The organism is Polyangiaceae bacterium (assembly GCA_016715885.1).
Lineage (GTDB): Bacteria > Myxococcota_A > Polyangia > Polyangiales > Polyangiaceae > Polyangium.
Window position 1 is genome coordinate 318,545 of sequence record JADJXL010000017.1, and the last position, 23,278, is coordinate 341,822.

General features: G+C 57.7%; 28 protein-coding genes and 1 pseudogene. 21 read left to right on the plus strand and 8 right to left on the minus strand.

Annotation, left to right across the window (positions count from 1 at the left end; translation table 11 throughout):
* The gene (locus IPM54_21030) at positions 1-2,049 is read right to left on the minus strand and encodes a UvrD-helicase domain-containing protein (GenBank protein MBK9262276.1); all 2,049 of its coding nucleotides are present in this window, start codon (positions 2,047-2,049) and stop codon (positions 1-3) included.
* Between the two features lie 1,978 nt (positions 2,050-4,027).
* On the opposite strand from IPM54_21030, the gene IPM54_21035 reads away from it, so the two are divergent.
* Positions 4,028-4,699 carry a transposase gene (locus IPM54_21035; protein MBK9262277.1) on the plus strand — a complete coding sequence of 224 codons (672 nt, stop codon included), beginning with the start codon at positions 4,028-4,030 and terminating at the stop codon, positions 4,697-4,699.
* 581 nt (positions 4,700-5,280) lie between these two features.
* Complete coding sequence (locus tag IPM54_21040; protein MBK9262278.1) at positions 5,281-5,565, plus strand: helix-turn-helix transcriptional regulator; 285 nt, start codon at positions 5,281-5,283, stop codon at positions 5,563-5,565.
* Between the two features lie 77 nt (positions 5,566-5,642).
* Here the strand turns inward: IPM54_21040 and IPM54_21045 are convergent, their stop codons facing one another.
* From IPM54_21045 to IPM54_21070, 6 genes are all read right to left on the minus strand, one after another.
* On the minus strand, positions 5,643-5,927 hold the full coding sequence (locus tag IPM54_21045) for an ATP-dependent Clp protease ATP-binding subunit (protein ID MBK9262279.1): 285 nt from the start codon (positions 5,925-5,927) through the stop codon (positions 5,643-5,645).
* Positions 5,884-6,315, minus strand: a complete 432-nt coding sequence (locus IPM54_21050; GenBank protein ID MBK9262280.1) for a hypothetical protein — start codon at positions 6,313-6,315, stop codon at positions 5,884-5,886. The genes IPM54_21045 and IPM54_21050 overlap by 44 nt, the downstream gene beginning before the upstream one ends.
* Before the next feature lie 390 nt (positions 6,316-6,705).
* Positions 6,706-7,665, minus strand: coding sequence for a tetratricopeptide repeat protein (locus tag IPM54_21055; GenBank protein MBK9262281.1), 960 nt, complete (start codon positions 7,663-7,665; stop codon positions 6,706-6,708).
* A 19-nt stretch (positions 7,666-7,684) separates the two neighbouring features.
* Complete coding sequence (locus tag IPM54_21060; protein ID MBK9262282.1) at positions 7,685-8,728, minus strand: hypothetical protein; 1,044 nt, start codon at positions 8,726-8,728, stop codon at positions 7,685-7,687.
* Between the two features lie 403 nt (positions 8,729-9,131).
* A complete protein-coding gene (locus IPM54_21065; GenBank protein MBK9262283.1) occupies positions 9,132-9,548 on the minus strand; it encodes a hypothetical protein in 417 nt (138 codons plus the stop codon).
* A gap of 201 nt (positions 9,549-9,749) precedes the next feature.
* A complete protein-coding gene (locus IPM54_21070; GenBank protein ID MBK9262284.1) occupies positions 9,750-10,205 on the minus strand; it encodes a serine/threonine protein kinase in 456 nt (151 codons plus the stop codon).
* 564 nt (positions 10,206-10,769) lie between these two features.
* Here IPM54_21070 and IPM54_21075 point away from each other — a divergent pair.
* The 5 genes from IPM54_21075 to IPM54_21095 all read left to right on the plus strand — a co-directional run bounded on the left by IPM54_21075 (position 10,770) and on the right by IPM54_21095 (position 14,291).
* On the plus strand, positions 10,770-11,282 hold the full coding sequence (locus IPM54_21075; GenBank protein MBK9262285.1) for a hypothetical protein: 513 nt from the start codon (positions 10,770-10,772) through the stop codon (positions 11,280-11,282).
* Entirely contained in the window at positions 11,279-12,652 is a 1,374-nt protein-coding gene (locus IPM54_21080; protein ID MBK9262286.1) for a hypothetical protein, read from the plus strand. Before IPM54_21075 ends, IPM54_21080 begins: the two co-directional genes overlap by 4 nt.
* On the plus strand, positions 12,637-13,401 hold the full coding sequence (locus IPM54_21085) for a hypothetical protein (GenBank protein ID MBK9262287.1): 765 nt from the start codon (positions 12,637-12,639) through the stop codon (positions 13,399-13,401). Before IPM54_21080 ends, IPM54_21085 begins: the two co-directional genes overlap by 16 nt.
* Before the next feature lie 178 nt (positions 13,402-13,579).
* Positions 13,580-13,918, plus strand: a complete 339-nt coding sequence (locus IPM54_21090) for a hypothetical protein (GenBank protein MBK9262288.1) — start codon at positions 13,580-13,582, stop codon at positions 13,916-13,918.
* On the plus strand, positions 13,893-14,291 hold the full coding sequence (locus IPM54_21095; GenBank protein ID MBK9262289.1) for a hypothetical protein: 399 nt from the start codon (positions 13,893-13,895) through the stop codon (positions 14,289-14,291). Before IPM54_21090 ends, IPM54_21095 begins: the two co-directional genes overlap by 26 nt.
* Here IPM54_21095 and IPM54_21100 read toward each other — a convergent pair.
* Positions 14,284-14,487 (minus strand): hypothetical protein, encoded by a 204-nt coding sequence (locus IPM54_21100; GenBank protein ID MBK9262290.1) that lies wholly within the window; start codon positions 14,485-14,487, stop codon positions 14,284-14,286. The two genes, IPM54_21095 and IPM54_21100, sit on opposite strands and share 8 nt — an antisense overlap.
* Between IPM54_21100 and IPM54_21105 the strand changes: the two genes are divergently transcribed.
* From IPM54_21105 to IPM54_21170, 14 genes and pseudogenes are all read left to right on the plus strand, one after another.
* Positions 14,437-14,958, plus strand: coding sequence for a hypothetical protein (locus IPM54_21105; GenBank protein ID MBK9262291.1), 522 nt, complete (start codon positions 14,437-14,439; stop codon positions 14,956-14,958). The two genes, IPM54_21100 and IPM54_21105, sit on opposite strands and share 51 nt — an antisense overlap.
* Before the next feature lie 66 nt (positions 14,959-15,024).
* Positions 15,025-15,675 carry a hypothetical protein gene (locus IPM54_21110; GenBank protein MBK9262292.1) on the plus strand — a complete coding sequence of 217 codons (651 nt, stop codon included), beginning with the start codon at positions 15,025-15,027 and terminating at the stop codon, positions 15,673-15,675.
* Between the two features lie 110 nt (positions 15,676-15,785).
* Positions 15,786-16,391, plus strand: coding sequence for an MYXO-CTERM sorting domain-containing protein (locus IPM54_21115; protein MBK9262293.1), 606 nt, complete (start codon positions 15,786-15,788; stop codon positions 16,389-16,391).
* Positions 16,388-17,035 (plus strand): hypothetical protein, encoded by a 648-nt coding sequence (locus tag IPM54_21120; GenBank protein ID MBK9262294.1) that lies wholly within the window; start codon positions 16,388-16,390, stop codon positions 17,033-17,035. The genes IPM54_21115 and IPM54_21120 overlap by 4 nt, the downstream gene beginning before the upstream one ends.
* Positions 16,992-17,156, plus strand: coding sequence for a hypothetical protein (locus tag IPM54_21125; protein ID MBK9262295.1), 165 nt, complete (start codon positions 16,992-16,994; stop codon positions 17,154-17,156). Before IPM54_21120 ends, IPM54_21125 begins: the two co-directional genes overlap by 44 nt.
* 8 nt (positions 17,157-17,164) lie before the next feature.
* Positions 17,165-17,650 carry a hypothetical protein gene (locus tag IPM54_21130; GenBank protein ID MBK9262296.1) on the plus strand — a complete coding sequence of 162 codons (486 nt, stop codon included), beginning with the start codon at positions 17,165-17,167 and terminating at the stop codon, positions 17,648-17,650.
* Positions 17,651-17,695: 45 nt separating this feature from the next.
* On the plus strand, positions 17,696-18,049 hold the full coding sequence (locus tag IPM54_21135; protein ID MBK9262297.1) for a hypothetical protein: 354 nt from the start codon (positions 17,696-17,698) through the stop codon (positions 18,047-18,049).
* The gene (locus IPM54_21140) at positions 17,998-18,744 is read left to right on the plus strand and encodes a hypothetical protein (GenBank protein MBK9262298.1); all 747 of its coding nucleotides are present in this window, start codon (positions 17,998-18,000) and stop codon (positions 18,742-18,744) included. Before IPM54_21135 ends, IPM54_21140 begins: the two co-directional genes overlap by 52 nt.
* Positions 18,745-18,854: 110 nt before the next feature.
* A pseudogene (locus tag IPM54_21145) lies at positions 18,855-18,932 on the plus strand (hypothetical protein).
* A gap of 42 nt (positions 18,933-18,974) precedes the next feature.
* Entirely contained in the window at positions 18,975-19,352 is a 378-nt protein-coding gene (locus IPM54_21150; GenBank protein MBK9262299.1) for a hypothetical protein, read from the plus strand.
* Positions 19,353-19,600: 248 nt separating this feature from the next.
* Positions 19,601-20,230 (plus strand): transposase family protein, encoded by a 630-nt coding sequence (locus tag IPM54_21155; GenBank protein MBK9262300.1) that lies wholly within the window; start codon positions 19,601-19,603, stop codon positions 20,228-20,230.
* 648 nt (positions 20,231-20,878) lie between these two features.
* Positions 20,879-21,190 carry a transposase family protein gene (locus IPM54_21160; protein MBK9262301.1) on the plus strand — a complete coding sequence of 104 codons (312 nt, stop codon included), beginning with the start codon at positions 20,879-20,881 and terminating at the stop codon, positions 21,188-21,190.
* A gap of 139 nt (positions 21,191-21,329) precedes the next feature.
* Entirely contained in the window at positions 21,330-21,680 is a 351-nt protein-coding gene (locus IPM54_21165; GenBank protein ID MBK9262302.1) for a hypothetical protein, read from the plus strand.
* Positions 21,681-21,824: 144 nt separating this feature from the next.
* On the plus strand, positions 21,825-22,502 hold the full coding sequence (locus IPM54_21170; GenBank protein ID MBK9262303.1) for an AAA family ATPase: 678 nt from the start codon (positions 21,825-21,827) through the stop codon (positions 22,500-22,502).
* Positions 22,503-23,278: the final 776 nt, after the last annotated feature.

The following is a 23,278-nucleotide window of genomic DNA, read 5'->3' on the forward strand; positions in this document are numbered from 1 at the left end:
TCAGTATCGAGGACGGCGCGGAATCATCGGCAACTCGGCCGGCGGAAGCTGCTGCAACATCGCCAGAATTCCAGCCGCGCCTGCTCGTGTCTTTTCGAGCGCCGGGGCGACGGGCGCATTTTCTTCCCGTTCTTCGTAAAGCTCCTTCGGCAGCTCGAGCAAAAAACGGCTCGGCGTTCGCGGAACGACTTTGCCCCGCTGACCTCGCGTTTTGCACCGCGAAATGACCAATTTTTCCTTCGCCCGCGTCACGCCGACGTAAAAGAGCCGCCGCTCCTCTTCGAGGCTCACCGCCGCGTCACCATCGCCCGCGATAAAATCGGTCGCGCGTTCGTTCGTCGTGCGCGCATGCGGACAAAACCCTTCTTCGACGCCGATGAGGAATACGTACGGAAACTCCAACCCCTTGGCACCGTGCATCGTCGTGAGCGTGACTTTGTCCGTGGCTTCCGCTTCGTCTTCGTCCGTGCGTAATGCGAGAAGCCGCAGAAATTCGGCGAATTTTTCGCGATCGCCTTTTCCTTGTTCGTCACGACGCGCAAATAGCTTGAACAGCCCTTCGACATTGCCCCAGCGCCGCGCAGCGACCTGCGGATTGGCCGAACCCACCATGATGTCTTCTTTCAGGCCCACGGCATCGCATATCTTTTGCGCCACCGTCGCGCTCGGTTCGCGCTGCTCGAATGCCAAACGCCCGCCTTCGATGATTCGTACGAGCTTGCGACAACCATCGAGCGCCACGGGGGGCAAATCGCGCACGGCGTGCGCTCGTTGAACCACGGTCCACAGCGACAAATCATGGGCCGTTGCGTGATTGAGCAATTTTGTCAATGCCGCTTCGCCAATACCCCGAGCCGGATAATTGATGATGCGCCGGAGCGACATTTCATCACTCGGTACGAGCACGCATTTGAGATACGCGATGAGGTCTTTGACTTCTTTGCGTTCGAAGAATTGCTGTCCACCGATCATCCGCATGGGAATCGAGCGTTCCTTGAGCGCGCTTTCGATGGGTTGCGCCTGCAAGTTCGATCGATACAGAACGGCGATGTCTTTCGGACGAACGCCATGCTTTTCAATGAGCTCTTGCGCCTGCGCTGCGACGTAACTCGCTTCGACGTCCGGATCTGCCGCGGCCACGACGAGCACGCCCGGACCTTCGCCACGCGTGGCCAGCAACGTCTTTTTATGACGTTTGCCCGTCGTACGCGCGAGCACCGCATTGGCCAATGTCAAAATGGGTGCGCGTGAACGGTAATTGTGTTCGAGCTTGACGACTTTCGCGCCGGGAAAGTGTTCTTCGAATTCGAGGATGTTGCGAACATCGGCCCCACGCCACGAATAAATGGATTGATCGTCGTCGCCGACGACCACGACATTCCGATGGCTTCCGCCGAGCTGCAAAACGAGCTCGAGCTGCGCGTGGTTCGTGTCCTGGTATTCGTCGATCATGAGATACCGGTATCTCATGCGATATTTTTCCAGGACGTCCGTGCGCCTTTTCCACAATTTTACGAGTTCACAAATGAGGTCGTCGAAGTCGTAGGCTTGGAATGCGCGGAGTGCCGCCAAGTACTTGGGGTAGACGAGCATGCTGATTTCGTCGTAATCATCGACGCCGCGGCTTTTGCGCTGTTTTTCGAGCCACTCTTCGGGCTCCAGAAAATCGTTTTTTGCGGCCGATATACGCGCCAAAATGGCGCCGATGTCGAAGTTTTTCCCTGCGCGGATTTCACGCAAAATTTCGCGAATGGCGCTCGTCGCGTCGGCTTGATCGAAGATGGCAAACGAGGAACCTCGCAAGCCGAGCGCACGGACTTCCGCTCCGAGCGTTTCGAGGCCGAAACGATGGAACGTACACACGCGCAGGTCCTTGCCTGCTTTGGCGCCCACGATGCGCACGACACGTTCGTGCATTTCGGCGGCGGCCTTGTTCGTGAACGTCATCGCGAGGATGTTTTGCGGAGACACTCCCCGTTCGAGCAGTCGCGCGATGCGTTCGGTCACGACGCGCGTTTTGCCGGAACCTGCCCCCGCGAGCACGAGCATCGGACCCACGTCGTGCTCGACAACCTGCTTTTGCGAAGGATTGAGTGCGATCGCCACGGCGACGGGGTAGCGCGGCGAGGGCGCGTTGGGTAGCGATTTTTCTCAGCGCGCCCGCAACTTCGCGATCCGCGTTGCACGAGTTCGTCGTGTGCTCATGCTGTAACGATCACGCGCATTCGTTGGTGGTCAAAGTGTTGGCCAGGACGAGCAGATCGCGTCTCCAGATCTTGCGACAACGTGTCCACGCGCTTCGGCGTCAGGTCCACGCGCCGCTTTCTCAACCGCGCACGTCATCTGCATCAACCACGTGCGCTCCCGCGTCAGGTCCACGCGCTGCTTTCTCAACCGCGCACGTCATCTGCATCAACCACATGCGCTCCCGCGTCAGGTCCACGCGCTGCTTTCTCAACCGCGTACGTCATCTTCATCAACCACGTGCGCTCCCGCGTCAGGTCCACGCGCTGCTTTCTCGACCGCGTACGTCATCTTCATCAACCACGTGCGCTCCCGCGTCAGGTCCACGCGCTGCTTTCTCGACCGCGTACGTCATCTTCATCAACCACGTGCGCTCCCGCGTCAGGTCCACGCGCTGCTTTCTCAACCGCGTACGTCATCTGCATCAACCACGTGCGCTCCCGCGTCAGGTCCACGCGCTGCTTTCCCAACCACGTACGTCAACTTTCCAGTCACATGCGGTCGCGTCCAAGGTCCCGGCGTGTGTGCTTGAACGAACCATGCCGCTCAGCATACAAGGCGAACGCTGTCAAGTCGTCCAGATGAACTTCTGCCGGTAACGTCGGTAGGTGCAATTGCTCGGCGTCGCCGCAACCGGTGACGCGTATGCGCACCATTTTCCCCTCGCACATTCTCGGTCCCATTGACGCGTTTCAAAATGGAACCGTACCGCCATAGCGGTATCAGCATAATCGCATTGACATTCGCGTTGCTGGGAATTCTGCCTGCAATGGGCGCATATCGTTTGCCATTGCGATACTTACGCGCACCGAATGGGATCGAGGTCACCAAATTTGACAAATGCAAAAGCGCATATTTGGCAGCCGCGCCAAAGGCATTAGCGGCGGGTATCAAAATCCCCCTATTCGATAAAAGTTATGGCCTCATCCATTTCGCCCTGGACGTGGGGGGGGGTTACACTCCATAAGGTGGTGGCTTGCTATTCTTGGCGCCGATACGCGGCGAATGGGCCGTCGTGTGCATGCAATGCGCTTTGGGCAATTGCGGACATTGCAATTGAGGTGCCAATTCATGAAGGGCTGCGGAGGGCGTCATGCACGATCAATTCAATCATTCGAGCGCATCGGTCACCACGTATCGACTCGAAGGCCAGACAGTCGACTGGGAAACGGGATTCGGCGTGGGCGACTTGCGCGTCGACGATATCGATTACCTATGAGCGTGTCAACCTTGGCACGTCGTTTTTTCGAGAGCCAGCGGCGTTTTTCTGCTCCCTTGGTTGCATGCGGTGCGGGGTCTTGGTTTTCTCGGACTTGGGCCCCACACTCGTCGGGGTGGTCTTTGGTTTGCGCGTGCGAGGGATACGTTCGAGCGGGGTATGACCGTCAATTGTGCGCTTTGGTGTTGGATACATTCATTCGAGAATTGCAGCGAAGTTATCGATGGCGAGCGAAACGTGAATTTGGTTTACCGAGTGTGGATGATGCCTTTACGGGGATGGTGACGGTGATTCAGCGATTCGACTCGGCGTTGCGGTCAAGCACCATGTAGAGGTCAGCATTTCGATCTCGGGGGGTATGGGGGGCGGAGCCGTCGGCGCAGTTCTTTTTTGGCTGAAGGCCAAAAAAGAATTGTGGCGCCGCCGGCGTAGCCCCCCATCGTAGACCAGCCTCGCGAAGCGCGCGTCTCACGCGCGCTTCGCGAGCGTACAAGCTCGGGCCCGGCTTCGATCCGGCCCTTGTCGTGTTACGACATTGCGGGCCGAGCACCGAAGACGAGGATCGTGGATGGTCCGCGCTTGGGCAAAGGAGAATGTGCGGTCGTCGTCGACGGATTCAACGTCTATGCAGGCGACAGCATCGACGGTCGGGATCGTCGGCGAATCGAGCGGATGTGTCGGTATTTGGCGAGGCCGCCGATAGCGATGGATCGATTGACGGAAATGGATGACGGGGAATTGCGTTATGAGTTGAAGAAAGCGTGGCGAGATGGCACGCGCTTCGTGACGCTGGGTCCGTATGAGTTGATTGCGCGAATATGCGCGATGGTGCCTCCTCCACGATTTCACATGGTCCGATTCCATGGCGTATTGGCACCGAATTCGAGATTGCGTGAACGAGTCGTGGCATCGGCGCGGCCGTACGTGCCACCGAATGTCGAGCGACCAACGCCATTGCAATTGCCGTTGTTTGGAAAGCTCTTCGAGCAGCCGGATGCCGAAGTCAGTCACATGCGTCGAAAACCTTGGGCGTGGTTGCTTCGGCATGTGTTCGCTATCGACGTGAATGTATGTCCGAAATGCAGTGGGCGAATGAAATGGCGTGAGGTTGCATTGACGGCCGACGCCATACGCGAAGGTTTGGCAAGGGCGGGTTTCGCACGTGGGCCGCCGAAGCGGAAGAGTGCGCCGCTCGGGCAGATCTCGCTCCCGTTTGCGAAGATGCGTCGGGCGTGAATGGCGACGCATCTTGCGTGACGTTGCGCTCGCTTTTGCCGGCGCCAATGCACACGTGTGTCTGCCGGTCAAGAAAATTCGACACGAGTCACTCTCGACGCTCCCCGAGCGAACCAGGACTGTGTCTAAATGCGTGCGAGTGCACAACTCCTCACGGATGACGCGTGGCGACGTACGCGCGTTAATGGCGAATTTCTGCCTTTGTTTGCCTTAGGCGCTAAAAATCGTCCACCAGGCTGTCCGGAAGTTCCGACCCCCAACAACATCCAAGTGACCCCCAAAGATGGCCCCAGCGTCCAGATGCCGTCTCGACGCGTAGGTCATTCTTGCGGGCTCATGCGTTCCGGGAAGGGCGCGGCGGAAATCGATCGGGATAAGTCTGGGCATAACGGGATCTCCGCTCGTGGGCAAGCACCGCCGCGTCCTTCTCGCGAACGCGCGTCAAAACGGCGTCAATTGACACGATAGGCACGTTTGTCGTGGAAGCCGAGCATTTCGCGTTGGGAGCGGTGTGTCCGCTGAACCGGAGGAGTATGTTGCGTCAACAATATGCAGAAGATTCGCTGGTCGTTCGAGTGGGCATGAGGATCCGCAAATTGCGCATGGAGCAAGGAATGTCGCTTCGCGATTTCGGAAAGCATGCGGGTGTGCACCCGTTCCACGTCATGGCCATCGAGCTTGGGCAATTGGCAACAACCACCAAAACGCTTCGCGCCATCGCAAAGGCGCTCGGCGTCGCTCCGGTCGACCTATTGAATCACGACACCGAAAACGACGATATCGGACACCTCGTCGAGTTGATGCGCAAGCAGCCTGATTGCGTGCGGAAAATCATGCTCAAGGTGAAACCGCGCGTGGAAAACTGACCAAGCAGTGGGAGAAATGGCCAAACGAAAGGGCCCTTTTTCGACTGCCGCTGCCGGTAGGCAAGTGGGCACCCCAATTATTGGACTTCATCGAGTGCATTGCCCGAGCCTCCGGCGCCGATGATTGTGTGAAACTCATCGATGAAGAGGATCAAATTCGGATCGCTCGAAGCTGCACGAATGACAGCCTGGACACGGTCCTCGAATTCACCGCGAAACTTCGTTCCTGCCACGAGCGCCCCGAGCGACAGCTCGACGATGCGTTTGTCGCGCAGTGCCCGCGGAGCCGTTGCGCTTGCGATCCAGCGCGCAAGCCCTTCAACGAGGCACGTCTTGCCGACTCCCGCGTCCCCGACGAGCAACGCATTCGCCCTTGCGCCGCTGGATGAGCACTTGTCCGAGTCGTCGAGTCTCATCGTCGCGACCAATGATCGGGTCGAGTTTGTCTTCGCGAGTAAGCGCCGTGAGGTCGCGTCCGACCTGTTCGAGTAGCGTTTCTTCGGGTTTTGCAGGTGACGCGTCAGGGCCCGCTCCGTTTGTCGGTCCGGAGCTCACCGTCTCGAGCTCCTTGGGAAAGTCCATGACGGCGATGGCAGCACCTCCATCGACCGATGCATGCGCCGACGCACGAAAGACAGCAACACACGCCGCTTGTGCAGAACCTGCGTTGCGCAGGATCGTCGCCAACGGACCATCGTCGATCGGATCCCATACACGCGAAGGACAGAAGAGAATTCGGTCACCAACCACGGGGTTGATGATGACAAACTCCAGTCGCGCGGCCCTAGTGATTCCGTGGATCGCAGGCGCAGTGGGTTCGTCCGCGCTGCGGCGCGGTCGAGTTTGTCTGCTTCGACGAGCGGAGCGACCGGGCTTTGATCGTGCCCATTGGGCAACTCGTGCTGCCCTTTCCGAAGATGCGTCGCGTGTGAAGCATGCGCTTGCGTCTTGCGTGATGCTGCGCTCGCGTTAGCCGGCGCCAATGTACGCGTTTGCTTGCAAGTCGAGGAAATTCGGCGATAACCCGCGCGTCTTGCCTGTCGCGATGGCGTGCTCGCATCATGCCGTGCGATGGAATACCAATCGTCGCGTTCGCCACAAGGCTGGCCAGAGGACGCGGTGTCGAAAATGCCGGTTTGTTCACCCTATGCGCAAAATCGCCAAATCCAATGCGCGCGCATTATCAGCAATCCCCGTCAGAAACCTTTCGCGCTCACTTGCATCGGAAATCTTGCTCGCTTTCGCCTTGACATGCTGACGTGCGCGCTCGAGCACATGCACCGACTCCAGAGCATTGCCATTCGCCTTGTGCGCTTCCGCATACACGAGCCGCACCGTCACTTCTCCCTCTTCGATGGTCCCGAGTGATTCGAGAAGTGCATGGGCTTCACGTGCCGCAACCAGCGCCTCGGCTGCACGGCCCTGAGTAAGCAACACGCGGGCCAGCACTGCATACGCAAGCGACAATAATGGCGGCACGCTGGAAAGCGCAGCGATAGCTGCCTTGGCGTGATGCTCTGCGGCCATCGCATTCCCGGACAAACGTTCGAGGTTCGCACGATACACGTGTGCAAAACCCTCCAAGCGCGGGTGGTGGTGTTTCTGACCAGCTTCTAGTGCTCGCATAAGCACTTTTCGTCCTTCCTCGAACGCACCCAAATGGCCAAGGACCAATCCTAGGTTCACGAGCGTGTATGCGACGACCTCGTGGAGGCCCATTCGCTCGCCTACAGCCAGAGACGCCTGCAAGACCTGCTCCGCTGCTCGATAATCCCCAAGCTCCGCCAGCACGAATCCAAGGTTTTGACGGGTCAAACACGCATTTCGACGATCACCCGCTTGCTCGAACGCCAAGAGTGACGCCTGAAGATGGTCGCGACATGCGCATGGATCTCCCGACGACGACGCTCGAATTGCCCGAAGTTGGTGCAACATTCCGGCCACATGTGCATTGGACACCTCCGCTCCTGAACAAACTTGCAACTCGGCAATCACATTGTCTGCCACTCGATAGCGTCCGCCGTAAATCAAGTGATTGGCGCAAACGCTGAGGCACGTCGTACGCGTAGTGAGAGCCTCTGGCTCAGGCTTCGTCGGCATCACCTGTTCGACCCATGATTCAATTCGGGGCCATCTCGCCTTGCTTACCCGCAACATCAAACGCCTGTTGAAAGGCGCGAAACCACAACACTGTGCCAGGGACAAATAACCTCGCGGCTTCCATCGCGCGCTCTTCCGACACCGCCAACTCACCTCGCCAGTTGTGTGCCTCGGCTTGAGCCAAACGCAGCGCCCCAAGCTCGTCGCCCGTTGCTCCACGGATGATACCTCGCTCCGCTCTTGCAATCGCCGCCTCGAGATCGTCCGCCTCGAGCGCGTGCTCCGCTGCACGTCGATACGCTCCCACCGCCCGCATCGGTTCGTCGCTGCGCTCGAAATGATGTGCCAGCACCATTGCGTCTGGCTCACCGTGCTCCTCGAGCCACCGGCCTCCGAGGCGATGCCCCAGCTTGCGATCGTTCTCCGTGAGCATCGTATATGCGCTCTCCCGAATGAGCGCGTGTCGAAAAGCGAATTGTACCTCCCCTGCAAAACGGCTCTGCTCTTGACGTTGAATCAATTCGCGTTCCACGAGGTCGTCAACGGCGCTCTGGAATGCTGGAGTTTGGCTTTTCATCCCCAAAAGCGTTGCGAGCCCGCTAAGGTGAAATACTTCGCCAAACACGCTCGCCGCACGCAAATACCGCCGGTTCTCCACCGACAACGCCTCGACCCGCGATTGCACCATGGCCAGCACCGTTTCTGGCAAGTCCGCACCATCGTTCATCGTCGCTTTGGGGCCATCCGCCAGCGCCCGAACGAGTTCCTCCAAGTAAAACGCATTTCCCTCGGCACGCGCGATGATACGAGCAAGCAAATTTGGATCGAGGCGCTCGTTGAATGCCTGCTCGACCAGCCGTTCACTTGCTTTTCTCGACAGAGGCCGTAGACGAATCACGTTCACGGATCGATCACTCCAAAGCGTCGGAAAAACGTCTTCGACTTCCGGACGCGCAAGCGCCAGAACAAGCAGTGGACGATCCGCCCAATTACGCAAAACAGCGTCGACGAAGCGAACTGTGGGGCGATCTCCCCATTGCAAATCCTCCAGCACGAGCAGCACCGGATGGGACGCCGTTTCCGCGTCGAGAAAAATCCTCGAATGCCTGGCGAAGTTGTTCGCTCATCAGCCGGGCGTCCTGGCGCGCAGCTTGGAAGCGGCGGACTGGCCACATCCGGAAATGGCACGCCCATCAATTCACCGAGGAACGCGGCCATTCGATCCACTCTCGGCAGCAGGAGCATGTTGGGCGACACGTTCACGAATTTTTGCTGTCGCACCTCGAGCGCGGCACCTTCTTGCATACCGAAGATACCGCGAAGCGTATTGGCCAACAGTGCAAGTGCTGATCCGGCGGCCAACAAATCGCCACGACCCAGCCATACGTCGACATCGATCGAACTGCGACGAACTGAATGCAAGAATTCGTGGAGCAGTCGCGATTTCCCCATTCCAGGTGCAGCCGTCACCAAAATCGCGGTTGCCACATGTTCATCGAGGCATTTGCGCAAGTGTTTTCCAAGCCCCGAAGCTCCGCATCACGACCAACGAATGCGGTTGGTTTGCCCAAGAGCGTGCGTAGACCGGCATCACGAGCGCCTTTCAGCGTGTATACAGTGCCGACACGACCAATGTCGAAACGGCCATCGAGCAAATGGGCTGAGGTTTCGTCGATGACGAGACGACCGCGGAATTCGTCCACGTCACATTCGATGACCAGGTTGGCTGCTCGATCGATGACCGCACCGACCAGCAGTTTTCCTTTGATCTCTCCGCGTCCTGTCGTCAGGGCCATCGGTCGATCCGGCGCAAGGGCTTTGATTGCCAGTGCACAATAGGCCAACTGTGATGTTTGATCGGGAATGACCTGGTTTGTCGGCAATGGTCACCAGGGCCGAACCATCGGGGAACAGATTCAAGGTGCCGCTAAATCGCTTCACCGTCGATTGCAGCGCCTCCTCCTCTTTCGTCCAATCGGCTGACCGATGCGTCGGAGTGTCACCCGTCGGTCTTGTTCGGGCGATCAGCAGAATCGTAATGATTCGCTGCTCCTCTTCCGTTAGGCGAGCTGGAGGTGGAATGGTCAGGTCACTCCAGTAGGCAGATGTTGGTTGCGAATGTTTCTCAATGCAGCCGCGACCGCCGCTCCATCCCGCGGACGACCATTCGGATCCTTGGACAGCATTTGCAGGACGAAAGAATCGAGCTCGCGTGGAATGCCTGGACGAACCTCACGCAAGCGGGGCGGCTGTTGCATGATGATTTTGGCCATGATTGCAAAGGGATGATCACCTTTGAATACCGGCTCGCCAGTCAGGCATTCCATCAACACGCAACCAAGGGCAAACACATCCGTCCGCGAATCGACGCTTTCGCCCTTGCGGCTGCGAATCTGCTCGGGTGCCATATATGATGGCGTTCCAACCATGGCGCCGGAACGAGTTAGCGACGTTGCTCCTGCCATGGCAGCAATGCCAAAATCGAGCACTTTGACCAATGCAAGGTCCCCACCCACGAGAAACAGGTTGCTCGGTTTCAAGTCGCGATGAACAATTCCTCGCGTGCGCGACTGCCACGGCATTCGCCGCGTGTTCAACGAGGACCAGCGTTTCACGGAGCTCCAGCGGGCCACGTTTGAGGCGTTTGGCCAGATCTTCCCCCTCGAGCCATTCCATCGCCAAGTACGGCTCGCCGGCTTCGGTCTTACCATCCCCAACATACTTGACGATGCTGGGATGATGAAGTTGCGAGAGCAACATGGCTTCGCGAATGAATCGTTGCGTATGCGAGAATTCATCGCCGAGCATGACTTTCAGCGCGACGAGTTGACCTGTCGTGAGATCCTTCTGCGCGAAAGATCTGCCCCATGCCTCCTGCCGCAACACGCTGCTCGAGCTCGAAGCGCCCTCCAATGACCTGACCAGCACGCATGAGCGGAGTATTCAGGTTCGCATGGCGCCGTCTACGAAAATCGACTTTGGGCTTGTGATCCGTTCACGATTGGCGTTCCATGGAACCATCGAGAGCCGAAGTCCTTTTTTGATGGGTCGTTTGTTGAGGCATCTAACATGCGAAGTTTGCAAGACATTCGTATTGGTCGTCGATGGGTGCGCAACGTTGCTCACGTACCCGTGCTTCTGCGACTGCTCCGCTTGCGCCGCTTGCTCTGGTACTTGCAACCTGCCAGTTCGACTCTGAAACCGAGCCAACGGATCCAACCGAGCCGCCAACCGCCGAGACTCGGCAGGCGGCAACCACGAACGCGAACATCAACGGGACGTACAACGGTTCCTACAACGGCACGTTCAATGGTTCGATGAATGGCAGTCTGAATGCGGCGCTCAATGGGTTGAACGGGACGCTCAATGGCAGCATGAACGGTTCGATGAATGCCATGAACGGGACGTTCAATGGGGCGCTCAATGGGCTGAATGGCTCGATGAACAGCGCGCTCAATGGGAGCATGAATGGGACATTCAATGGGAGCATGAACGGGACATTCAATGGAGCGCCGATCAACAATCCCGCCTACAATGGCAGCATGAATGGCAGCTACAACGGCAGCATGAATGGCTCGATGAACGGGAGCATGAACGGTGCATTCAACGGAGCATGAATGGCTCGATGAATGGCTCGATGAACGGGAGCATGAACGGCACGTTCAATGGCAGCATGAATGGCTCCATGAACGGCTCGATGAACGGTACGTTTAATGGCAGCATGAACGGGACGCTCAATGGTGTGCCCATCAACGACCCTGCGTACAACGGGACCGTCAATGGTACGTTCAATGGCAGCATGAATGGCACGTTCAACGGCAGCGTAAATGGCACGTTCAATGGGTCGATGAACGGGTCGATGAATGGGTCGATGAATGGCAACATGAACGGTACGTTCAATGGCTCGATGAACGGGAGCATGAACGGGCTCAATGGTGCCGTCAATGGCACGTTCAATGGTAGCCTCAACGGGTCGATGAACGGCGTGCCCATCAACAACTCGGCCTACAACGGTAGCATGAATGGCACATTCAACGGGTCGATGAATGGCTCGATGAACGGGAGCATGAATGGCTCGATGAATGGCAGCATGAATGGCTCGATGAACGGCTCGATGAACGGGAGTATGAATGGCACGTTCAACGGATCGATGAACGGGTCGATGAATGGCTCGATGAACGGGACATTCAACGGGAGCATGAATGGCGTACTCAATGGAGTGATCGTCAATGATTCCGCATACAACGGCACCGTGAATGGGACGTTCAACGGCAGCATGAATGGCACGTTCAACGGGTCGATGAACGGCACGTTCAACGGGAGCATGAATGGGTCGATGAACGGGTCGATGAATAGCTCGATGAACGGCAGTATGAATGGCACGTTCAATGGCACATTCAATGGCTCCTACAACAACATGCTCGACAGCTTGTGGACGGGTCCCGCGGGGGGAACGCTCATCATCGAGGAGGAAAACAAGCTCATTCCCAGCACGTCGATTACGGATTTTTCGCAGTATACGCTTGACCAGATGGACGTGCTCTGCCCGGCGACGACCATTCGCGATACGTTGACAGGCGGCATCGACGTGAACTTGGTGTTGCCGAAGCTGATCACGATGAACGGCGTGCACGAACGGCTGTACCAAAGTTGCGGTAATGCGGATCCGACGACGTGTCCGGTCGCGAGTGTCGTCATTCCAGAGGACTTCGATGGTGATGGCAATACCGAGACAAATGTCGATTATGAATTGTTTGCGAGTTACTCGATCGCGTGTGGCGACAAGGTGATCCGGCCGATTCCTGCTGCATCCGACGAATGGCCCCGAAGCACGAACGGCCAACCCCGATGGTACGCCTCCACTGTTCAGCACGTATTTTCGCTTATTTTTGCATCAAGGCGTATGATGAGACGTCGCTGCCGGTGGGATCGAAATGGCTGTGCGGCAAAGGGCGTCTGGCAGGAGGCGTCGTGGGATATGCGGTGAAGCGTATTCCGGATCCGGCACATCCGACGGGGGATACCATTGCGAGCTTGTCAAGGCGATCGTTTTTTGCGCGGCAACTCGTGTGGGGACCGAATTCGTGGACGACGCATTGGGAATTCACGCACAACCATATTGGCGCGTTGCTCGAGAAGGCGGAGCCTGGTGGTGTGCCGACGGGGTTTACGTCGAACAATGCGTGGAACTTGAATCCGCTCGATTTTCACGCAGATGGGACACTGAAGGAGCAGGACTACGTCGCGGCGGTGGGTCTGAAAACATCGACGGATCGCTCGGGCGTGGCGATCAGCGTGTACAACAACGCGGATCATACCGGGGGAAAACCGTTCGACCCGAATGAGCTGAACCAATGCGAACCTGGCTATGACGTGCCGGATTTGGCTTCGGCGGGGACCATTCAAAATGACGTGCTCATCGATGTGCAGGCCGCGCCGTGGTATGGGGCGAATTGCGATTGGGCATCGGATTGGGATCTGCCGACGCTGTCGCCGGTATCGGGTCCGACGTGCAATACGTTTGACGTGGGGACGACGGTAAAGGTCGGCGTGAATTTGGGGGATGACGTTGCTCGTCGGTGTCCGACGTACATTACGTGTCAACCGGGGCAGAATTGTTGTATTGGGCGATTTGATGCGGGGGTTCACGGTGCGGTGAAACTGACGGTACCGTGTGGTGCTGGAACGACAGCCCTATCGATTTGCTGTACGGCAACGCCAGGCAAATTAAAATAAGTGACGGAAGTCCGCTTACGGGGTGCTAGCGGTTTCCACCGGCGAATTCCACGCGTGTGCACGAACTTCGTCGCAAAGGGTTTACTGCTGGGGAGACAATCGTTTTGGACAGATTGGCGACGGCACCACGATCCACAGATCTCACGCCGTATTGCTCGGAATACAGAATGTGCAGGACGTGGTGACTGGCGATGTCCACAGTTGCGCACGCAAAACCGATGGCACGCTCTGGTGCTGGGGAGAGAACCAGAGCGGACAGATTGGCAACGGCAATACGGTGGATGTGAAATGGCCAGTGCAAAGTGGTGTAGGGACACTCGATAATGACGTAGCTCAAGTCGCCCTTGGTTCTCAACATACGTGTGCACGTAAAACCAATAACACCCTCTGGTGCTGGGGAAATAACTCATCTTTGCAACTCGGTGTCCCTCCCCCAAAACCAACAAGTGCCCAATCCCGTCAATGTCGGTATCAACCTTCCTGGCCCCGACGTGATCGATATCGCGCTTGGTGGTGATAACACCTGCGCTCGCAAGACTGATGGTACTCTCTGGTGCTGGGGGAAAACGATCGTGGCCAAGTTGGTAACGGATCCACTTCCTCTTCCAGTTCACCCGTGCAAGCGGGGGCAAGCACACTCGGCAATGCCGTGGTACAGGTTGCGATTGGGGACGATCACCTCTGTGCACGGAGAAAAGATGGCACGCTCTGGTGCTGGGGGAGAAATGATATGGGCCAGCTCGGCAATGGCACCACGATGCATTCATCGACACCCATACAGGTTGGGCCCAGCATTCTGGGCAATGATGTCACGGAAGTCGAACTCGCGAATTCGATCTCCTATGCGCGTAAGCGAGACGGAACGTTCTGGAGCTGGGGACTCTATGTAACAGTCCCAAGCATCGCCAGCGCAGTGCGATGCGACACCAACGACGCAATCTGCGGCGTCAGCGAGACGCAAGCAATCAGCGCGGCCGATTGTCGCACGTCGAGCTGCGGCGATGGCAAGTGCACGCGGGATGAAACTCCGCAGAATTGTCCGAGCGATTGCAAGATGGCGGTCAAGTTGCCGTCGGCGGTGGTCACAGTTGTGCGCGCAAAAGCGATGGTACTCTTTGGTGCTGGGGTGGCAACTACTGCGGTCAGTTGGGCATCAACCAGTTCAGCGGTCTATACGCAGCGAAACCCCTTCCGATGCAAGCTGGGGCATTCACGCTTGGTTCTGACGTGGCCGAAGTTGCGCTCGGCGGCAAGCAGTTTGTTGTCTTCCAAGAGCCAAACCAAGAGCATTCGTGTGCACGGAAGACCGATGGGACCCTCTGGTGCTGGGGCAACAACGACTACGGCCAGCTCGGCAACGGAACCACCATTAGCAAGAGCACTCCAGTGCCGACGCCCCCATCCTTGGCAATGACGTTGCTGAGGTCGCGCTTGGTTGGCTTCACACGTGTGCACGCAAAACCGACGGCACAGTATGGTGTTGGGGCGCCAACGATTGGGGCCAACTCGGCATTGGAACGACGAGCAACGTGGCCTTCCCAGTGCAAGCAGGGCTGAGCACCTTGGGCAGCGACGTCGCGCAGGTTGAGGCGGGCGGCGAGCAGACCTGCGCTCGGAAAACCGATGGCACAGTATGGTGTTGGGGAAGAAGTGGCGTCATCAGTACGGGAGATCCCCAGCAAGTGGCTGGGCTTGGCAACACGGCAGTTGATATCGCGGTTGGGGGCAACCATGCCTGTGCGCGCAAGACCGATGGGACCTCTGGTGCTGGGGACACAACTTCTCGGGTCAGCTTGGCACCGGAAGCACAGGTACGATAAGCCCTGCCGTGCAGACGGGGCCACCACGCTCGATAACAATGTTGCCCAAGTCGCGCTTGGCACGGACCACGGCTGTGCAGTCAAAACCGACGGCACGCTCTGGTGTTGGGGACTGCGGCTCCACGGCGCAATTGGCGACGGAAGCGATGAGACCGATGGTTGCTGTCAGACGACACCCGTGCAAATTGGGGAGAGTACACTGGGAAACGATGTCGCGGAGGTTGCTCTGGGTGACGGCCATGGGTGTGCACTCAAGGTTGACGGAACCATCTGGTGCTGGGGCGAGGCACCTGGCATGTTCAAGTATGGAATGTTCAACTACAAATACCCGGTCGAGGTACCATGGTGCGGCGATGGCGTTTGCACCTTTATGAGCGCGACAGCGGAAACTGCCCGGACTGCACGCCTACGGTCGGCGATGGGGTATGCGACCCATTCCTCAATTGTATTTTAATCCCAGAACTGCCCGCTTGGGAATGCGATACGGATTGCAACCCATGTGACGATGGCGACGTGCACGCAAACCGATACATTGTTCAATGGCATTTGCATGGACTGAATCCAGTGAAATGCCCAGTAGACGCTTGCCACGATGCGGCGGGATGTGATCCGGCAACGGGACAATGCTCAAATCCTCCTAAACCTGACGGAACCCCATGCCCGGGTGGCGCGTGTCAAGTCGGAATCTGCACGCCTAATGGTGGGTCGGGTGGTCCAACGGTCACCAGCAGCAGCTCGCGCGGCTCGGGCAGCAGTGGCGCAGGAGGAGCCGGCGGAACTGCTGGAAACGACGTCGGTGGCAATGGCGCGATCACGAGCAGTAGCTCGAACGGCGGACCTCCCGATGATAGCAATGGTTGCTCCTGTAAAACCACGGGAGGATCGTCGTCCGGGGCTGCGGCATGGCTCGCGCTCGGACTTCTGGCAGTGGTACGACGCAGACAAAACGATTCTAGGGCGATTTTTGGAGATAAATCATGCAGCCTTTCGATATCGCTCTTGCTGCCATTTGCACCGTTGGCACTGCTTTTGGCAACCCGCCAGCTCGAATCCGAGACCAACGCCAACCGAGCCGGCAACCGCCGAGACTCGGCAGGCGGCAAACCACGAACGCGAACATCAACGGGACGTACAACGGTTCCTGCAACGGCACGTTCAATGGTTCGATGAATGGCAGCCTGAATGCGGCGCTCAACGGGTTGAACGGGACGCTCAATGGCAGCATGAACGGTTCGATGAATGCCATGAACGGGACGTTCAATGGGGCGCTCAATGGGCTGAATGGCTCGATGAACAGCGCGCTCAATGGGAGCATGAATGGGACATTCAATGGGAGCATGAACGGGACATTCAATGGAGCGCCGATCAACAATCCCGCCTACAATGGCAGCATGAATGGCAGCTACAACGGGAGCATGAATGGCTCGATGAACGGGAGCATGAACGGGGCGTTCAACGGCAGCATGAATGGGTCGATGAATGGCTCCATGAACGGGAGCATGAACGGCACGTTTAATGGCAGCATGAATGGCTCCATGAATGGCACATTCAATGGCACGTTTAATGGCAGCATGAACGGGACGCTCAATGGTGTGCCCATCAACGACCCTGCGTACAACGGGACCGTCAATGGTACGTTCAATGGCAGCATGAATGGCACGTTCAACGGCAGCGTAAATGGCACGTTCAATGGGTCGATGAACGGGTCGATGAATGGGTCGATGAATGGCAAACATGAACGGTACGTTCAATGGCTCGATGAACGGGAGCATGAACGGGCTCAATGGTGCCGTCAATGGCACGTTCAATGGTAGCCTCAACGGGTCGATGAACGGCGTGCCCATCAACAACTCGGCCTACAACGGTAGCATGAATGGCACATTCAACGGGTCGATGAATGGCCTCGATGAACGGCAGCATGAATGGCCTCGATGAATGGCAGCATGAACGGGTCGATGAACGGCTCGATGAACGGTAGCATGAATGGCACGTTCAACGGATCGATGAACGGGTCGATGAATGGGAGCATGAACGGCACGTTCAATGGGAGCATGAATGGCGTACTCAATGGAGTGATCGTCAATGATCCCGCCTACAACGGCACCGTGAATGGGACGTTCAACGGCAGCATGAATGGCACGTTCAACGGGTCGATGAACGGCACGTTCAACGGGAGCATGAATGGGTCGATGAACGGGTCGATGAATAGCTCGATGAACGGCAGTATGAATGGCACGTTCAATGGCACATTCAATGGCTGCTACAACAATCAATTCAACAACTTGTGGACCGGTCCTTCGGGCGGCACGCTGATCGTCGAAGAAGAGAACAAGCTGATCCCGGAGCACGACGATTACGGATTTTTTCGCAATACACGCTCGACCAGATGGACGTGCTTTGCCCCGCGACGACGATCCGAGATACGTTGACGGGCGGGATCGATGTAAACTTGGTGCCGCCGAAATTCGATCACGATGAACGGCGTGCACGAGCGGCTGTACCAAGATTGTGGCAATGCGGATGTGACGACATGTCCGGTGGCGAGTGTCGTCATTCCGGAGGATTTCGATGGTGATGGCAATGCCGAGACAAATGTCGATTATGAATTGTTTGCGAGCTATTCGATCGCTTGCGGCGACAAGGTGATTCGTCCGATTTTGCTCCATCCGGTGACGGGGCCCGAGGTACGCACGGAAAACCCGGATGGATCGCCGCCGTTGTTCAGTACGTATTTCCGATATTTTGCATCAAGGCGTATGACGAGACGTCGCTCCCCGTGGGCCCGAAGTGGCTTTGCGGCAAGGGTCGCTTGGCCGGTGGTGTCGTAGGATACGCGGTCAAGCGCATTCCGGATCCGGCGCATCCGACGGGCGATACCATTGCGAGTTTGTCGCGGCGATCGTTCTTCGCCAGGCAACTGGTATGGGGGCCGAATTCGTGGTCGACGCATTGGGAGTTTGTTCACAACCACATCGGAGCGCTACTCGAGAAGGCCGAACCGGGTGGCGTGCCTACGGGATTTACGTCGAACAATGCGTGGAACCTGAACCCGCCCGATTACCATGCCGATGGGACGTTGAGGGAGCTGGATTACATCGCCGCGGTGGGTCTCAAGACGTCGACGGATCGATCGGGCGTGGCCATCAGCGTGTACAACAACGCGGACCAAACTGGCGGAAAATCCTTCGATGCGAATGAGCTGAACCAATGCGAACCCGGGTACAACGTGCCGGATTTGGCTTCGACGGGCACGTTCCAGAACGACGTACTGATCGATATGCAGGTGGCGCCGTGGTATGAGGCGAATTGCGATTGGGCAACGGATTGGGGTTTGCCGCAGCTTTCGCCGGTATCGGCGCCGAATCAATGCAGTACGTTCGATGTGGGGACGACGGCGAAGGTAGGCGTGAATTTGGGGGGACACTGGTGGCGCGACGCTGCCCGACGTACATTACGCGTCAACCGGGACAGAATTGTTGTGTGGGACGATTTGACACCGGATTTGAATCCACGTGTACGGTGAAGACTGACGGTACCGTCTGGTGCTGGAACGATAACAACTACGATCCACTGTATGGCCATGCCAAACAAATTAAGACAAGTGATGGAAACCCACTTCGGGGGTGCTAGGAAATCGCCACCGGTGCGTTTCACGCGTGTGCACGAACCTCGTCGCAAACGGTTTATTGCTGGGGAGTCAATCAGTTTGGAGAGCTTGGCGACGGCACCACGATTCACAGCTCGGATGCCGTATTGCTCGGATTACAAAATGTGCAGGAAGTGGAAGCTGGCTTCAGGCACACTTGTGCTCGTGAAACAGATGGCACACTCTGGTGCTGGGGAGCTAACGAGAGCGGCCAGATTGGCAACGGAGGTACCGGGAATGTGTTATTGCCAGTGCAAATTGGTGCCGGGACACTCGATAACGAAGTCGCTCAAGTCGCCCTTGGTTCTTATCATACGTGTGCCCGAAAAACCAATAACACCTGTTACCGCTCCCTTTCAGCAATGCCTCCCGCCTCATTTTCAATCAAGCAGCTTGATGGAGACGCCATCAGTCTTGGCAAGAGGCCATTGCGCAGCGTGACTTCTTTTCTCTCCGTGGAAGCTCTTCAAATGTCGTCGTCGTAACGGCGACTCCAGTAAGATCGGCAACTCACTACGCTTCCGGTGGATCGAGGGGGTCCAGGGGGAGACTGAAAACTTGTGGGGCCTGTGGAGAGCTGGGGAAACCCAAAGGACATCAAAAGTTTTCTTGACATCACGGTTCGAGTACGTCCTGGAACATGGAGGACGGGGCATCAGCGTAGGGCTAGCCAAAAAGGCGACGAGGAGGCCTTGTCAAGCCAAACACGCCCTCCTCGTCGTGCTCCGAACCCGTGAGTCCAAACGACAAGACTCGAAGCGGCGTAACCATAATCCAAAGCCACATCGATATCAAGAGCTGGATTGAACGCACACCGACCGTCGACGAAGCGCGGCCTGCACGCTGCCCGAAGTGTGGCGCGCCAAGCTGTCCGGTTGGCGCGCCAATCGTGATTCACGGCCATGGCCTCCGCGAGCGGCAGGTGCGCGGCCCGCGCACGCCTCATGCGCCACCCGCCACGATCGTCATCTCCGTACGACGGTACCTCTGTACGGCCTGCAAGGCCGTGCCCATCGTCGTGCCACGCGAAGTCCGCGCCAAACGCCTTTACATCGCCTCCGCAATGGCCTTGGCGCTGGCCCTGTGGGGCCATGTGAAACTGTCCGCAAAGGCCGTACGCGAACGTGTCAACCCAGCCAAAATCATGGGAGATTCCGTCATCGGCTGGGCAACGCTGCGCCGCTGGGCCAAGGATGTCGCCCATGGCAAACTGTTTGTCGATGTACCACACCCACCAGTAGGCTCGAGTTTGCGAGACGTCGCAGCAACGGCCGCCGCAGCCCTTGCCGCAAACGCCGATGCGCAAACGCGCGTTTTACCGCTCGAACACCGCGCATTCATCGGTGCCGCGCACGTTGCATGATGGGGACAAACCACCGAACCGAGAAAAACAGCGGCCCACCTCAGAGGATCCATATCGCAAGGTCAAACGATCGCTTATGAGGGTGCCACCGCTTACGCAGCGGAGAAAGGCACCTGATCAAATGAGCATTGCACCTACGGACCATAACGAAGCCGTGGCGATTTTCCGCGCCTCGGTGATCGGCCCGGTCATGCATCGAGAACTCGCTCGCGGGCAGCTCGTCCACGAGTTGCGGAATTGAGCGAACAACGGTTTCGCCCACCGGATGCAAGAGTACACGCACGTTTTCCGTGCCGACGCTCGAACGCTGGCTTTACGCGTATCGCGCCAAAGGATTGATGGATTGCGCCCTGCACGGCGCAGCGACTCTGGCTACGCACAAGAATTATCGAATGAAGAGCGCGAGCTGTTGCTCGATATTCGACGCGAACATCCGGGCGCCTCGGTGTCGCTCATCATTGACACACTCGTCAACGAAGGTCGACCTCGAAGCGGGAAAGATCTCGGAGCCCACATTGCGACGCCTTTATGAAGCTGCAGGTTTGCCTCGGCGCGCAGCGAAGAAAACGGTGGGCCCACGACGCGATTGCGTTGGCAGGCCGAAAAACCGGGTGCATTGTGGCATGGCGATGTATGCCATTGGATGGCATGCAAAATCGCCGCAAAACGACTCCGGTCCGTATCCACGGAATGCTGGATGACGCATCTCGCGATAGCATTGCGCTCGAAGCACGCAAGACGGAAAAAGAAGAGGACATGCTCGTCATCCTCGTGGATGCATTTCGCCGCCATGGACTACCGGATGCGATGTATTTCGACAATGGGTCGACGTACCGCGGTGACATTTTGCAGACGGTGTGCGCCCGTCTCAAAATTACGTTGCTCCATGCCAAACCTTACGATCCGCAAGCGCGCGGCAAATGGAGCGATTCTGGCGGACGTTGCGTGAAGGATGCCTGAACTTCATCACGAATGTGGAGTCACTCGAAGACCTCAATGCCCGACTAAAAGCATTCGTCGACAAGCGGTACCGTGTATCGCCTCACGGCGGTTTACTCGGAAAACGCCGGCGAAGGTGTATGCGTCGCGAGACGCCAAGGTGATTGACGAATCGACGTTGCGCAATGCCTTGACCATACGCAATCGGCGTCGCGTCTCGAACGACAGCGTGCTTTCTTTCGATGGCACCTCGTGGGAGCTCGACCAAAGCTATTTGGCCGGCCAAACCGTCACGGTAGCGCATTGCTTCGCGACGCCGGGCGAGCCGCCGTGGGTCGAGCACGAAGGAAAGCGGTATCCACTTCGGCCGCTCGATGCGGTCAAAAACAGCGCCCGAAAGCGTGCTCAACGTCCAGACGCGCACGAGGACAAACCGACGCGATTCGTTGAATTCGACCCGGTCATGGCGCTTTGGAAGCCGAAGACGAGATGCGATATTTTGAGGAGGTGAACCCATGAACGAGCAAAACGAGCCGATGGTCCGATTCTTCAGCCTCACGGTCCTGCCTTTACGAAGGAGATTCTGGCCCCGATTTGTGGATGCCGCCGTCGAGGCAAATCGTGGTCGACGAAATACGCGAAGCCGTCCACGACCATGCAAGTGCTCTTGGACGGGGAATCCGGTGCAGGAAAGACCTGCATTCTGCGCGCGATTCGGACGTGTTTACCGCAGGAAGGCTACCGATTAACGTACTGCCCAATGCGACACTTGGAAGGCGCGATTTCTATCGCCAGCTATGCATCGCATTGGGTTTGTCGCCTTGCGCGACCGCCGCGGCCATTTTTCCATGCGCTGAGCACGCACATCGAAAGCTTGAGCCGCGACCGGATTCACCCGGTTTTTCTCCTCGACGAAGCGCACATGCTGCACCAGGACACGCTCGACCATTTGCACATTCTCTTGAATTACGAATGGGACAGCCGAGCGCTCTTGTCGCTCATCCTCGTCGGACTGCCCGAACTGCGCGACAGGCTCGAACTGCGCAAGAACCGCTCGCTGTATTCGCGCATCGAGCGACGCATATCGATAAAGCCGCTGACTGCAAACGATACGCATGAATATGTGCGAATGCGCTTGCGGCGTGCTGGCTGCGATCGAGAAATCTTTGCCGACGAAGCGCTCCAGTTATTGCACGAGGCCTCAGGGTCGAGCCTTCGCAATGTCGATCGGCTTGCGACGGCTGCCCTTCGAATGGCTGCTCGTCACAAGAAAAAGCGCGTCGAGCGCGACATCATGGCCAATGTGGTCGGTGAGAATCAAGCCGAGCATTGACGTGCCTTGACCCATTGATGCGCCAGCTTGCCATCGGGCAGCTGACGCGTCGACGTCATTCCGCCTGATGACCATCACAATGCGTGACGATGCACGATCACGCGCTCGATGGGCATCGCGATGTCCCCATGCGCTCACGACCACAATGGCCATCACGCACGCGACGCACCTCGTGCATGGGCGCGATGGCCATCGAGCAGCTCGAGCGGAATGCCATCAGCTAGATTGAGCGGTAACAACACCCTCTGGTGCTGGGGAAGCAACTCAATTTGCAGCTCGGTGCCCCAATCCAGAATCCACTCGTGCCCAATCCCGTCAGCGGCGATATCACCTTTCCTGGAACCGACGTGATCGATATCGTGCTGGGCGGCGATAACAGCTGTGCCCGCAAAACCGATCGTACGCTCTGGTGCTGGGAGACAATGCGTACGGCCAAGGGGGTAACGGATCCATTTCCCTCGAGCAGTGCGCCCGTGCAAGCGGGGCGAGTTCACCGGCACCGACGTGGTACAGGTCGCGCTTGGTGGCGGCATGTTAGTGCACAAAAAACGATGGCACGCTCTGGTGCTGGGGGCAAAACAATCAGGGTCGCCTGGCAATGGCACCACGACGAATCTCGCCGACACCCACAGGCTGGGCCCAGCATTCCAAGCAATGATGTCATGGAAGTCGAACTTTCGTATGACCTCACTTATGCGCGCAAGGACGGCACTTTTGGCGCTGGGGATTCAGGGGCCGGGACCCCTGGTACAACAGTCCCAAGTATCGCCGGCGCC

Coding starts and splice junctions, on each gene's coding strand:
- IPM54_21030 (MBK9262276.1), bottom strand. CDS start 2,049: ATGCTCGTGCTCGCGGGGGCAGGTTCCGGCAAAACGCGCGTCGTGACC.
- IPM54_21040 (MBK9262278.1), top strand. CDS start 5,281: ATGAGGATCCGCAAATTGCGCATGGAGCAAGGAATGTCGCTTCGCGAT.
- IPM54_21055 (MBK9262281.1), bottom strand. CDS start 7,665: ATGCCGACGAAGCCTGAGCCAGAGGCTCTCACTACGCGTACGACGTGC.
- IPM54_21075 (MBK9262285.1), top strand. CDS start 10,770: ATGGGTGCGCAACGTTGCTCACGTACCCGTGCTTCTGCGACTGCTCCG.
- IPM54_21080 (MBK9262286.1), top strand. CDS start 11,279: ATGAATGGCTCGATGAATGGCTCGATGAACGGGAGCATGAACGGCACG.
- IPM54_21110 (MBK9262292.1), top strand. CDS start 15,025: ATGGCACAGTATGGTGTTGGGGAAGAAGTGGCGTCATCAGTACGGGAG.
- IPM54_21120 (MBK9262294.1), top strand. CDS start 16,388: ATGAATGGCAGCCTGAATGCGGCGCTCAACGGGTTGAACGGGACGCTC.
- IPM54_21125 (MBK9262295.1), top strand. CDS start 16,992: ATGAACGGGCTCAATGGTGCCGTCAATGGCACGTTCAATGGTAGCCTC.
- IPM54_21130 (MBK9262296.1), top strand. CDS start 17,165: ATGAACGGGTCGATGAACGGCTCGATGAACGGTAGCATGAATGGCACG.
- IPM54_21135 (MBK9262297.1), top strand. CDS start 17,696: ATGAACGGCGTGCACGAGCGGCTGTACCAAGATTGTGGCAATGCGGAT.
- IPM54_21160 (MBK9262301.1), top strand. CDS start 20,879: ATGCAAAATCGCCGCAAAACGACTCCGGTCCGTATCCACGGAATGCTG.
- IPM54_21170 (MBK9262303.1), top strand. CDS start 21,825: ATGCAAGTGCTCTTGGACGGGGAATCCGGTGCAGGAAAGACCTGCATT.